Here is a 13124-nt window from a genome sequence, read left to right as displayed (position 1 = left end):
GGCCTGCAGCCGCGAACCTGAACGAGGAGAAGCAATGCCCACCCCCACGAAGGGCCCCCGTCTCGGTGGATCGTCGGCCCATGAGCGGTTGATGCTGGCGAACCTGGCCACGTCGCTGTTCGAGCACGGCAAGATCAAGACCACCGAGGCCAAGGCGCGCCGGATGCGTCCGCTCGCCGAGAAGCTGATCACCAAGGCCAAGCGGGGCGACCTGCACAACCGCCGCCAGATCCAGCGTGTCATCCGCGACAAGGACGTGGTGCACAAGCTGATCGCGGAGATCGGCCCGTTCTTCGCCGACCGCGAGGGCGGCTACACCCGGATCACCAAGACGGTCCCGCGCAAGGGCGACAACGCCCCGATGGCGGTCATCGAACTGGTGGCCGAGAAGACGGTGACCTCGGAGGCCGAGCGCGCTCGCAAGACCACGTTCGCCAAGGACGAGGCCGCGGCTCCGGTCGAGGAGACGGCGACCGAGGCCGCCGCCGACGCTGCCGCCGCCGACCAGGACGCCGAGGCTCCGGTTTCGGCGACGACCGAGGCGGCCGCGGAACCGGCCGAAGGCGCCGACGAGGAGACCCCGAAGGCCGAGGACAAGAAGGACGAGTCCTGACGGGGAGCTTCAGCCCGCGTGACGAGCCCGCTCACCCCAGAGGGGAGAGCGGGCTCGTTCGTCTGCGGCTCGACGTCAGTTACGACGGCACGGGCTTTTCGGGGTGGGCGCGGCAACCCGGCCGGCGGACGGTGCAGGGCCTGCTGGAGGAGGCGCTCGCCAAACAGCCCCCCGGCGCTGCCGTGCCGCACTCGGTGGTGGTCGCCGGGCGTACCGATGCCGGTGTGCACGCGACGGGCCAGGTGGTGCACGTGGACGTGGTGCCGTTCGACGGACCGGATCCCTCCGCCAGGCTCGCCGTGGACGAGCACGGCATTCCCGAGCTGACCCGCATGTGCCACCGCTGGAACCGTTATCTGCCCGGGGATGTCCGGGTGCTCGGTGCGCGGATCGCTCCACCCGGGTTCGACGCTCGCTTCTCCGCCGTTCGACGGCACTACCGGTACCGCGTCTCGGACGCGCCGTGGGGCGTGGATCCTCTGCGGCGCCACGACACCCTTCCCTGGGGCCGTCCGTTGTCCGTGGACGCGATGAACCAGGCTTCCGAGGCATTGCTGGGGCTCAGGGACTTCGCGGCCTTCTGCAAGCAACGGGAGGGCAGTACGACGATCCGCGAGTTGCAGTGCTTCAGGTGGCGGCGGCTCGACGAGTATCTGCTCGAGGCCGAGGTCTCGGCCGACGCGTTCTGCCATTCGATGGTGCGCAGCCTGGTGGGGGCCCTGCTCCTCGTCGGGGACGGGCGGCGTGCGGCGAGTTGGCCCGCGGAGGTGCTGAGCAGCCGTGTCCGGGACAGTGCCGTCGCCCCCGCGCACGGGCTCACGCTGGTCGGTGTCGATTACCCGCCGGACGAAGAGCTCGCCGCTCGCGCCGAGCAGACCCGCAACGTGCGGCAGGCCGGCGAAGTGTCCTGACCGAAGGCATGCATGGGAAAGCGCCCTCTTCGAACTTCGGAGAGGGCGCTTTCCCATTTCACCGGTTCAGTCGCCTCGCCGCACCGGGCCGAGGATCTGCTGCTCCCTCGGCGTGCTGACCAGGCGCAGCGGCCGCCACAGGTTCTGGCCCAGTGCCACCACCTGGTCGTCCTTGAGCGTGGTCAGTTGCCGCACCATCTGCGGTGGCAGCCGCCAGATGCGGGCGGCCAGTTCGGCCTGCCCGACCGGAAGCCGTTGCATGAGCACGATGTCCGCCGCGTTCGCGATCGTCGTGGCCTGCGGATGCAGGTACGGCAGCACATAAACCGTGGTCTGCCAAGGCGAGCGGGGCGGGAACAGGTCCTGCGGGGTCGGTCCGCCGTCGGTGACCACCAGCAGCGGTGCGTCCTCGGAGGGGCGAGGCAGTTCGACCGGCGACAGGCGGCGGATCTGCACCAGCGGTGAGGGGGCGCCGTTCGGCTGGTTGCCCGCGGCCTTGGGAAGCACCTGCCAGGCGGCGGGACGCCCGGTCGCGATGACCACCCATGCGCCGACGGCCATCGACCGCATCGCCACCTGCCGCGCCAGGTACAGACCACCGACGAGCACGATCCTGGTCGGCATCGAGCGCAGCGCCGAAATCGTCAGCGCCTCGCCCTTCAAGCCCGAACCCACCACGATGCCGCCCCGGTCCCCGGACGGGCTGATCGCGTCGAGCAGGGACGGATCGACGGTGAACTCCGGTGCCACCCCGTTGTTGCGGCCCGGATCGCGCAAGCGCAGGCTCATGCCGTGCCTCCCATCGGCAGGGTCGCCGCGAGTCCTTCGATCTGCAGGCCGCGCAGCGGGGTGAGGGAAACGCCGATCCGGTCGGCCAGCGTGTTCAACCGCTCGTCCGCGGAGTCGAGCTCACGCGGGTTGCGCGCGCTCAGCCGGACCACACCACGCAGGCCGATCTGCCCCTCGTCGTCCGAAGGCGAGATGGATAGCGCCACCGTTGCCGAAAGCGCACGCACACTCGTCAGCGCGTTCAGGGTCCCGGTGATCTTGCCCTTCGGCCAGCTGGTGACCGCGTAGCTGGCGTGCCCGATCCCGGCGGCCGTCGCGCTGGTCCAGTGTTCGCGGAGGTTCACCTGAGCGGCATTCCCCGCCACGGCCGTGAGTTCCGCGGCGGAGATTCCGGCGCGCAGCAGCTCGTCGGGGGCGAGCGGACGTGTCGGCACTCCCTGCGACTCCAGGGCGTTGCGGACCCGGGACAAGGCGCCGATGAGCGCGCGGTGCGCACCGACGACCCCGCCACCCCGTTCCCGCACGGCTGCCGAGCAGCGACGCGGATCCAGCCGGATCGCCACCCAGGTGGTGCGGCGGGCGGCGGCGGGCAGCGGGCCGAGCACCTCCATGTACGAGCTCAGCGCGGGGGATTCGGCAGGCAGCGCGGCGCTTCCCGGGTAGGTGTGCCAGATGACCTGGATGGAGTCCAGGACCACGCCACGGTCTTCAAGGCAGCGCGCCAGGCCGGACAGCGGAAGGCTCGGTGCTCCGTCGGCCTGCGTGATCAAAGCCGGGGTGGGCTCGACGAGCAGTACGGCCGTCCAGGTGCCTTCGTGCAGGGCGAGGCCGACGGGGGCACGCTCGTGGTCCACGGTGTGCGCCACCACGAGATCCGGTACGACGAGCCGGAGGAGACTGACTCTGGCGTCCTCGGGGCCGGTGACCGACTCGTCCTGCCTGGGCTCCACGCTGGGCGGAGGGGGCGTGACCGACCGGCCGTGCGAACGGAACGCGTAGCGGAGGGTGAGCCCGAACCACTGGGTGAACCATTTCCCGCGCCAGCGCAGGATCGCGATCAGCAGCGCGGCTCCCAGGATGCCGACCCCGACGTAGAGCAGCGACTTGTTGATGGCGAGCAGGATCAGCCCGATGGCCAGCCCGACTTCCAGCACGACGAGGTTGGTGACCGGGATCGGTCCGAGAGCCGCGCCGAGGGCGCGGCGGCGCGCCGGAGGCGCGACCCTGGCCGGTACCGCTCCGGCGGGCTGGCCGGACTGTCCAGGGGGCGGGCCGCCGGGTCCGCCCGGTCCACCGGGTCCGCCCGGACCACCAGGTCCACCCGGACCACCAGGTCCACCCGGACCACCAGGCCCGCCTGGTCCACCGGGACCGGGCGGCCTGCCGGGACCCCCAGGTCCGCCGGGACCGCCCGGAATGGGAGCACGTGGTGGCATCGGGGCGCCCGGACCGCCGACGGGTCCCCCGGGCCGGCCCTGTCGCGGTGGTGGGCCCGCGGGACGCCTTGGCGGCGGCGAGCCGGGCGGCCCGGGAGGACGTGGAGGCGTGGTGACGGACATCCGCGCTTTCTCTTCCCCTCGTAGTGCTGCGTACCGAAAGCCGGTTGCGAGGCCCTGACACTAGCCCGAGTTCATCGAAACCCGCACCAGTACGGTTCTCGTACGGTTATCCTGCGGAACCGTACCGCGACTCGGGGAGCTGTAGGTCGAGAATGCCGTCAACACCGACAACAAAGTCTCAGGTTCATGCGTATCAGTTCGTCTTGCGGCGCATGCAGTCCGCGCTGGTCCGGCGCGATTCGGTCATGCTGCACGATCCGATGCGCACGCACGGCCGCGCCACGCTCGTCGGGTTCATCCTCGGCCTGCTCGGCGTGGTCGGCTTCGTGATCTTCGGACTGATCAATCCTTCGCCCTCGGTGCCCGACTCGGGCATCGTGATCGGCAAGGAGTCCGGCACGATCTACGTCGTGTCGGGCAGTCCCAAGTCCCTCACACCGACGTTCAACCTCGCTTCCGCGCGTCTGCTGCTGATGGCGCTGCAGAAGGGGGGCAACACACAGGTCTCGCCCCCTACGGTGGTGCCGGACGATTCCCTCAAGGGCATCCCGCACAACCGGCGCACCGGTATCGTGGACGGCCCGCAACTGCTGCCCACCAGCGGCCAGCGGATCAGCGACGACTGGGGCATCTGCGACCAGTTGATGATCAACGACCGGCTGCCGACCTCGTCGCAGTTGCAGAAGGCGACGTTGCAGACCACGGTGTTCGCCGGACAGTCGAAACTCGGCGACGAACTGAGCGTCGACGCGGCGGTGTTGGTCCAGGCCGACAACGGCAAGTACTACCTGATCTACCGGTTGCCGAACAATCCCAACGATCCCAACGCCAACACCGTGCGGGCCGAGGTCGACCCGAATCAGGCCGCGGTGCTGAACTCCTTCCACCTCAACCCGGGCACGGTCCGGCACATCTCGATCGGGCTGCTCAACTCGATCCCGCTGGTACCACCGCTGGCACCGCCGCAGATCCCCGGCGTCGGCAATAGCACGTCCTTCCCGGCCCTCAAGAGCGCCGGCTTGCACGTCGGTAGTGTCTTCAAGATCAACAGTGTCAGTGGCAAACAGGACGTGTACGTGCTGCTGCAGAACGGCATCCAGCAGGTGTCGCAGGCGGTGGGTGACTTGATCCGCACGGCGCAGGCGGGCAACCGGGAGGTACCGGCAGTCAGCCCGGACAAGATCAGCGAGGTCCGTCAGATCCAGCAGACCGATCCGGACTTCCTGCCGGTGAGCACGATGCCGTCGGTGGTCCCGACCATTCTCGACCCGATCACGTCGCCGGTGACCTGCCTCGGCTGGAACATCGTCAACAACCAGCCGCACACCGTGGTTTCGGTCGGCTCGACCCTGCCGGTGCCCAAGGACGGGAAGCTGATCGACATCGGCAAGCCGAACCCGGAAGGCCAGCGGATCGACCACTTCTACATGTCGCCGGGACACGGCGCCGTGGTGCAGTCGGCCACCGGCGCGGCGACCTTCAACCGCGGCCCGATCAGCCTGATCACCGACACAGGCCTCCGGTACGGCATTCCGGACGAGAACACGGCGAAGGCACTGGGGCTGGACGGCGCGAGGCCGGCGCCCGAGGCGATCATCGCGCTGCTGCCGACGGGAACCTCGCTGAACGTCACTGACGCGCAGAAGAGCTACGACGACATCCCAGTCGCGCCGTCGGCGGGTAGCTACCCGAGCCAGCAACAGCAACAGCAGCAACAGCAGACGAGCAGTGCGCCGGGCGGCAACTGACCGGTTTCCCCGTGACAGGGCCGTGAGGGAGCTCCCCTCACGGCCCTTGTCTTTTGCGAAAGCGCTCTCTGAACTCCGGATCGACTTGCGTTCCTGAAACGAAGCAAGGGATGTTTGCTACGGGTTGGTTCCGTAGTAAACATCCCTTGCTTCATGACGAGAGGGGCGAGAAGGCTCCCCAGCCGGGCATCCTTGACGATCCGCGTCGGGCCTACGTGGCGCCTGAGCCCGAACTCAACCGGCGGAGCGTGGAACTCAAGCGGCGGAGCGTGGAACTCAAGCGGCGGAGCGTGGAACTCAAGCGGCGGAGCGTGGGACTCTCAAGTGGCGGAGCGTTACGCCGGGCGCTTGCGCCGGATGGTGTGGACCACGAACAGCGTGATCAGCAGCACCAGGAGACCGCCGCCGGTGCCCGCCAGTGCGACGATCATCGGCGTCCAGTTCTTGTGCGAGGCGGGCGGCAGTCCGGAGGGAAGCTGCTTGGCCTTTGCGGCCGGAACACCTTCCTCAGCCGGAACGATCGCGGTGAGTGCCGCGATCGGGTTCACCACGCCATAGCCGATGTAGTTGTCCCGGCCACCCGGTGCCCCCGGGTGCTGTGCGGTCGCCTTGATCCGGTCCATCACCTGGTGCGCGGTCAGCTTCGGGAACTGCGCGCGCACCAGTGCCGCCACTCCGGCGACATAGGGCGCCGCGAAGCTGGTGCCCTGGATGGCCTGGAGCTGACCGCCGTCGAACACCTGGTTGGCCAGCTGGTCGGTGCCCTTGGAGGGATCAAGGGAGGTGATCTTGGTGCCGGGCGCGGCGACGCTCACCCACGGCCCGTGCATGCTGAACGGGGCGACGCCACCGGTCTCGTCGATCGCGGCGACGGAAAGCACGTCGTCGGAGAACCAGGGCGGGCTGACGATCGAGCGGGGCTTGTCGGGGTCGGCCTGGTCGTTCTGCGGGCAGGTGTTCGAGACGTTGCCCGCCGCGGCGACCACCACGATGTTCTTGACCGTAACCGCGTAGTGGATGGCCGCCTGCAGTTGGGCCTCGCCGCCGTTGATCCTCCCGTCCGCGGGGCGGCAGTTGTCCACCGACATGTTGATCACGTCGACCGGGATGTTGGCCGCGCGCATGACCGCCTGGGCCAGCGTGGTCGTGTTACCGGCGCCTTGGCCCTGCTGGCGGCTCCCGTTGTTGTCCTGGCCGCCGGACTGGTTGTCCAGCGAGTAGTTCTGGCTGGACTGCCGGATCGACACGATCTTCGCGTCGGGTGCGACCCCCTTGAAGCCGATGTCATCGGGGGTTTTCGCGGCGATGATCCCGGCGACTTCGGTGCCGTGGCCGTCACAGTCCTCCAGGCCGTGCTTGGACGCGTCCACGTAGTCGCCGCCCGACTCGACCCCGAACTGGAAGTACGGGTGCTGGGTGACCCCGGTGTCGATCACCGCGACCTTGATGCCGCCGCCGACGCTGCCGGTCGCCGCCCTGGCGAGTTTCTGGGCCTGTTCGATCTGCAGATACTGCTGGCCCCACGGTTTTTCCTGCAGCTTCACGTCGTTGTTCAGATCCCGCGACACGCACTGCGTTTTCGGCGTGTAGTTGATGCCTGATTGGCCGCCGCCGTCGTCCGGCGGGCTGGCGCTGGACGACGGCGGGGCCCAGGATTCCCCCTGCGCCGCCGCCGTCAACGGGCTCAAGGCACCCATGGCGGCCACGAGCAGCACGGTTGCCGTCCGGCCGGGAACCCCCAGTGTGCGCACGCGCGCAACCCCTCTCCTGCGTGCCGAAACCACGATCAGCTGAACGAAACGTGCCGGAGCGTGGTGTAGAGGTCCATGACCGCCAGCGCCAGCGGGAGCACGGTCGCGATGCAGATCGCCTCGAAGATCTCCACGCTCCGGCGCAGCGGCGGCGAAAACCGCTGGTTCGGGAAGACCACGCCGGTCACGAGCGCGGCGGCGGCCACGATCACCAGCGTGCCGAACACCCACAGCAGCCTTCCGGTGCTGGTCTGCGAACCGAGCCAGCCGATCATGATGCCGGTGCCCGCCACGATGCCGGTGGTGAGCAGGGCGACCGCCTGCGCCCCGTTGGCGTAGGACCGCGCCCGCAGCAGGAGCACCAGCGTGGCGACCACCGCGGTCAGGATGCCGAACACCCCAGGGGCGGTGGCGGTGATGATCGCGGCGATCGCGGTCGCGCTCCCGCAGCCGATCAGCAGACCGGTCATGTAGTTGTGTGCCACCGCGGTGCGGCGCTCGATCGCCGTGTAGTCCGGGTAGGCGTCGTCTTCCTTCAGTTCCTCGGCCGTGCTGGGCACGTGGGGCAGCGGGAGTTTGGCCAGCCAGATGGTGGCACGGGGAAGCATGGAGATCGCGGCGAGGGAGACCGCCGCGGTGCCTGCCGCGATGCCCGGCGCCGGATGCGCGATGAGGGTCGCGACGGTGAAGGCCAGCACGCCGATGACGCCTGCCGTGGCCGCGGCGATGAACGTGGTGATCCCCGCGCCCATGATCATGATCGAGACCGCCGCGACGATCACCACCAGCCCGCTGCCGAGCAGCAGGTTCGCCCGGACCGTCAGCCCGGGGACGGCGGAGAAACCGGCCACGAAGGCGAACGGCAGTCCGCCCGCGGCGGCGATCACCACACCGGTCCCCTCGGCCTGGTAGGCCTTGGCCAGTGTGGCGCCGAGAGCGACGCAGGCGATGGCGGCCACACCCGCGGTGATCGCCACCGCGATCGCGTTCCCGCCGAAGAGTGGGCCGCTCATGAACAGGGCCGCGGCGGCGACGAACAGGGCCAGCCCGCCCGCGACGTGACCGATGCGACGCGCGGTTTCCTTCGTCCACGGGCGGAAGCTGTCGGGATCGGCGTCCGCGATGGCGTCCACGACGTCGTCGTAGAGGGGCGGCGGCGGGTTCTCGTTGCGGCGGCGCAGTTGCAGGAGTTCACCGTCGACGATCCCGAGCGAAGCCAGCGTGCGGCTCGGGTCGAGCGGCGCGTCGCCGAGCTTGGCCAGTGCCCACCCGCCGTGCCGCGCGCCGCCGTCCGGCGAGGCTTCCTTGGCCATGTCCAACAGCATGGGCAGCAGATCCGCGACCGCGACGTCGGCCGGGAGGGCCACGTCGATCCGGGTGCGCGGCGCGATCACCGTGACCCTGCTGAAAACCGTCGTGCCCGTTGCCACCTACGTGCCCCCTAAGAAAGAGAATGCTGCGGGCTACTTATACCCAACTGGCGCCTTCGCGGCATCGGCCGCCCGTGTGTGCCCGCCCGGGCTCACCGAAACGCTCCGGATCGTCGGTGGGCGGTCCTAGTATTAGCGCACCTGGGGTCGTCGTGGGGCGGTTTCGGCGAGAACGAGGCCCGCTTGGGCAGTCTTGCCCCCTGCGGCGCGCGTTGTTCGCTACCGTGTGAGCGGCCCTGGGCCGGGAGTCCGGGCGTCGAGTTGAAGAGGGGTCCTTCGGTGAGCACGCTGCAGTTCAAGAAAACGCCACGCCTGGCGGCGCCGCGCCCACCCGGGGGCGAGGTGCATCTCGAGCCGCCACCGGAAGTGCCGAGGACGATTCCCGGCAACGTGGTGCAGAAGATGATGCCCGTGGTCATGATCGTGGCCACACTCGGCATGGTCGTGGTCATGTTCACCACCGGCGGGGCGGCCGCGCGCAGCCCGGTCACGCTGATGTTCCCGCTGATGATGATCATGTCGATGGGGGGCATGTTCGCCGGCGGGGGCAAGGGCGGCGGGGCCAAGAAGGCCGAGATGAACGAGGACCGCAAGGACTACCTGCGGTACCTCGGGCAGATGCGGGAGCGTGCCCGAGAGGCGATGGCGGACCAGCGGGCCGCGCTGGAGTGGGTGCACCCGGATCCCCAGGCGCTGTGGTCGCTTGCCGCCAGCCGCCGGATGTGGGAGCGCCGCCAGAACGACCAGGACTTCCTGCACCTGCGCGTCGGCCGCAGTTCCCACCGGCTCGCCACCCGGCTCGTGCCTCCGCAGACCGGCCCGGTGGACGAACTGGAGCCGATCGCCACGTTGGCGTTGCGCCGGTTCGTCCGCGCGCATTCGATCGTGCCGGACCTGCCCACCCAGATCACGTTGCGCGGGTTCGCCGCGGTCAGCCTGCAGGGCGATCGTGAGCTCACCCGCGGGCTCACCCGCGCGATGCTGGCCCAGCTGATCACCTTCCACAGCTGCGACGACGTGTTGATTGCCTTCGTCACGGCGGGTCGCGCCAAGGCCGAGTGGGAGTGGGCGAAGTGGCTGCCGCACGTGCAGCACCCCGAGTTGTCCGACGGCATCGGGCAGATGCGCATGATGGCGGGTTCGCTGGCGCAGATCGAGTCGTGGTTGGATGCCGAGCTTCGCGACCGGCCGCGGTTCTCGCGTAACGCCACGCCGAACCCGGACCAGCCGCACGTCGTGATCGTCATCGACGACGGCGAGGTGACCAGGGAAGAGCAGATCATCCTGGAAGAGGGCCTGGTCGGTGTCACCCTGATCGACCTGTCGGACTCGCTGGGCAATCTCGCCGCTCGCCGCGGTCTGCGCCTGGTGGTGGAGGAAACCCGGGTCGGCGCGCGCAGCGCGGGTGGGGTGGAGTGGTTCGGCAAGCCGGACTTCCTGTCCGTGGTGGAGTCGGAGGCGCTGGCACGGCGCCTTTCGCCTTACCGGATGGGGTCGGCGGCCCAGGAGGCCACCGAGGACGAGCCGTTGCTGTCCAACCCGACGCTGCTGGAGCTGCTGGGCATCCCGGGCGATCCGATGACGTTCGATGTGCAGCAGGCGTGGCGGCCGCGTCCGGTGCGTGACCGGTATCGCGTGCCCTTCGGCGTGGGCGAGTTCGGCCAGCAGGTCGAGTTGGACATCAAGGAAGCCGCGATGGAGGGCATGGGCCCGCACGGCCTGTGCATCGGGGCGACCGGTTCCGGTAAGTCGGAGTTCCTGCGCACCCTGGTGCTGGGCCTGCTGGCCACGCATTCCAGCACCGCGTTGAACATGATCCTGGTGGACTTCAAGGGTGGTGCGACGTTCCTCGGTCTGGACAAGTCCCCGCACGTCGCGGCGACGATCACCAACCTCGCCGGCGACCTCACCCTGGTCGACCGGATGAAGGACGCCATCGCCGGTGAGGTCGCGCGGCGGCAGGAAGTGCTCGCGAAGGGCAACTACAAGAACGTCTGGGACTACGAGAAGGCCCGCGAGAACGGTGCCGACCTCGACCCGCTGCCCGCGTTGTTCATCTGCATCGACGAGTTCTCGGAGATGCTGACCGCCAAGCCCGACTTCATCGACATCTTCCTCCAGATCGGTCGTGTGGGCCGGTCGCTGCAGATGCACATGCTGCTCGCCTCGCAGCGGCTGGAGGAGGGCAAGCTGCGTGGTCTGGACACCTTCCTGTCCTACCGGATTGGTCTGAAGACGTTCTCCGCCGCGGAATCCCGGGCGGCGATCGGTGTGCCGGACGCGTTCGAGCTGCCACCGATCCCGGGTTCGGGGTACCTGTCGACACAGGGGGCCGGGCTGGTCCGGTTCAAGGCGTCCTATGTGTCCGGCCCGTACCGGCCTGCCGGGATCAAGAGCGCCGGGCCGGTGTCGAACGTGGTCCGCGCGGACAAGCGGCCGCAGTTGTTCGTCCCGGACTTCGTGGAACTGCCGCCGGAGCCGGAACCGGAGCCCGTGCCCGTTGCCGCGGCCCCGGAGCCGGAGTCCGACGAGGCCACCGAGCCCAGCGAACTCGAGGTGATCGTCGGCAGGCTGGTCGGGCAGGGCCCGCCCGCGCACGAGGTGTGGCTGCCCCCGCTGGACGAGCCGAACTCGCTGGACACCCTGTTGCCCAACCTGAACCCGACCGAGGACCGTGGCCTGTCGCCGGTGGGTTTCTTCGGCAACGGGAAGTTGCAGGTGCCGATCGGGATCGTGGACCGGCCCTTCGAACAGCGGCGTGACCCGCTGTGGGCCGATTTCTCCGGTGCGGCCGGTCACGGTGTGGTCGTGGGTGGTCCCCAGTCGGGCAAGTCGACCCTGCTGCGCACCCTGATCATGTCGATGGCGCTGGCGAACACCCCGGAGGAAGTGCAGTTCTACTGTGTCGACCTCGGTGGTGGCACCCTGGCCGGGCTGGCCGAGTTGCCGCACGTCGGTGGGGTCGCCGTGGCCCGGCGCGAGCCGGACAAGGCCCGCCGCATCATCGCCGAGCTGAACACGCTGGCCAACGAGCGTGAAGGCCGGTTCGGGGCGATGGGCATCGACTCGATGGCCGATTTCCGCAACCGCAAGAAGCGCGGGGAGATCAGCGCCGAGCAGGATCCGTTCGGCGACGCGTTCCTGATCGTGGACGGCTGGCGGGCCATCCGGGACGATTTCGAGGAGCTCGAACCGCAGATCACCGCGCTCGCGCAGCGTGGTCTGGCCTACGGCATCCACGTGATCATCTCCGCGAACCGGTGGGCCGATATCCGCCCGGCGATCAAGGACATGCTCGGTACGCGTTTCGAGCTGCGCCTGGGTGATCCGAGCGAGTCCGACATCGACCGCCGTGTCGCGGTGAACGTGCCGGAGGGCCGGCCGGGCCGCGGCCTGACCAGGGATCGCCTGCACATGCTGACCGGCCTGCCGCGGATCGACGGGGACAGCGACCCGTCGACGGTGGGTGCCGGGGTGGCGGACGCGGTCGCCAAGATCAAGGCCGCCTGGACGGGCCGGATCGCCCCGCAGGTCCGGTTGCTGCCGGAGATGGTGACCTACGACGAAGTCCTCGCGATGGACAAGCAGCGGCACACCAAGCTCGTCCCCATCGGTATCAACGAGGACGAACTCGCGCCGGTCTACCTGGACTTCGAAGCGGATTCCCACTTCCTGGCCTTCGCCGACGGCGAGTCGGGCAAGACGAACCTGCTGCGCCAGATCGCGCGGGGGATCACCGAGCGCTACACCGCCAAGGAAGCGGTCATCGTGCTGGTCGACTACCGGCGCACGATGCTCGGCTTCGTGGAGGGGGCGCATCTGCTCGGGTACGCGGTGTCGGCCAACCAGTTGGACGGCATGATCAAGGACATCGCCGGGTCGATGACCCGGCGCCTGCCCGGGCCGGACGTCACCCAGGAACAGCTGCGCAACCGCTCCTGGTGGAAGGGGCCGGAGCTGTTCGTGCTGGTGGACGACTACGACCTGGTCGCGACCCAGACCAGCAACCCGCTCAAACCGCTGTCGGAGTTCCTGGCCCAGGCCAAGGACGTCGGTCTGCACCTGGTGGTCGTCCGCCGCACCGGTGGCGCATCACGCGCCTCCTACGACCCGATCATCGGCAAGCTCAAGGAAATCGCGGCCCCCGGCATGGTGATGAACGGCAGCAAGGACGAAGGCACCCTGCTCGGCACCGTCAAGCCCGGCCCGATGCCGCCCGGACGCGGCATCATGGTCAGCCGCAAGGTCAGCAGGCAGCTCATGCAGGTGTCGTGGATCCAACCCGAATGACGCCGGCACGGCAGCGCGCCGCGGGGCACGAGA

At 69.2% G+C, this 13124-nt stretch carries 9 protein-coding genes; 4 read left to right on the top strand and 5 right to left on the bottom strand.

Annotated features, from left to right (window positions below):
- Window positions 1-34 precede the first annotated feature (34 nt).
- Complete coding sequence (rplQ, locus tag ORV05_RS30095; protein WP_144586645.1) at window positions 35-613, top strand: 50S ribosomal protein L17; 579 nt, start codon at window positions 35-37, stop codon at window positions 611-613.
- A 62-nt stretch (window positions 614-675) separates the two neighbouring features.
- Window positions 676-1524: a tRNA pseudouridine(38-40) synthase TruA gene (truA, locus tag ORV05_RS30090; protein ID WP_268759968.1), complete on the top strand. Its 849-nt coding sequence runs from the start codon at window positions 676-678 to the stop codon at window positions 1522-1524.
- Window positions 1525-1590: 66 nt separating this feature from the next.
- On the opposite strand, the gene ORV05_RS30085 is transcribed toward truA, so the two are convergent.
- The 3 genes from ORV05_RS30085 to ORV05_RS30075 are packed head-to-tail and all read right to left on the bottom strand — an operon-like array spanning window position 1591 to window position 3739.
- A complete protein-coding gene (locus tag ORV05_RS30085; RefSeq protein ID WP_144586647.1) occupies window positions 1591-2313 on the bottom strand; it encodes a hypothetical protein in 723 nt (240 codons plus the stop codon).
- A complete protein-coding gene (eccE, locus tag ORV05_RS30080) occupies window positions 2310-3488 on the bottom strand; it encodes a type VII secretion protein EccE (protein WP_268759967.1) in 1179 nt (392 codons plus the stop codon). The genes ORV05_RS30085 and eccE overlap by 4 nt, the downstream gene beginning before the upstream one ends.
- Window positions 3437-3739, bottom strand: a complete 303-nt coding sequence (locus ORV05_RS30075; RefSeq protein WP_268760089.1) for a hypothetical protein — start codon at window positions 3737-3739, stop codon at window positions 3437-3439. The genes eccE and ORV05_RS30075 overlap by 52 nt, the downstream gene beginning before the upstream one ends.
- Before the next feature lie 345 nt (window positions 3740-4084).
- On the opposite strand from ORV05_RS30075, the gene eccB reads away from it, so the two are divergent.
- Window positions 4085-5620 carry a type VII secretion protein EccB gene (eccB, locus tag ORV05_RS30070; RefSeq protein ID WP_268759966.1) on the top strand — a complete coding sequence of 512 codons (1536 nt, stop codon included), beginning with the start codon at window positions 4085-4087 and terminating at the stop codon, window positions 5618-5620.
- 335 nt (window positions 5621-5955) lie between these two features.
- Here eccB and mycP read toward each other — a convergent pair whose 3' ends face one another.
- Both mycP and eccD read right to left on the bottom strand, forming a co-directional pair.
- Window positions 5956-7371 (bottom strand): type VII secretion-associated serine protease mycosin, encoded by a 1416-nt coding sequence (gene mycP / locus ORV05_RS30065; protein WP_268755327.1) that lies wholly within the window; start codon window positions 7369-7371, stop codon window positions 5956-5958.
- A gap of 35 nt (window positions 7372-7406) precedes the next feature.
- A complete protein-coding gene (eccD, locus tag ORV05_RS30060; RefSeq protein ID WP_144590642.1) occupies window positions 7407-8801 on the bottom strand; it encodes a type VII secretion integral membrane protein EccD in 1395 nt (464 codons plus the stop codon).
- Between the two features lie 279 nt (window positions 8802-9080).
- On the opposite strand from eccD, the gene eccCa reads away from it, so the two are divergent.
- A complete protein-coding gene (gene eccCa, locus ORV05_RS30055; protein WP_268755326.1) occupies window positions 9081-13091 on the top strand; it encodes a type VII secretion protein EccCa in 4011 nt (1336 codons plus the stop codon).
- Window positions 13092-13124 lie beyond the last annotated feature (33 nt).

Source organism: Amycolatopsis cynarae, from assembly GCF_026802195.1.
GTDB classification, from domain to species: Bacteria; Actinomycetota; Actinomycetes; order Mycobacteriales; family Pseudonocardiaceae; genus Amycolatopsis_E; species Amycolatopsis_E rhizosphaerae.
This window is presented reverse-complemented; position numbering and strand designations above follow the sequence as displayed.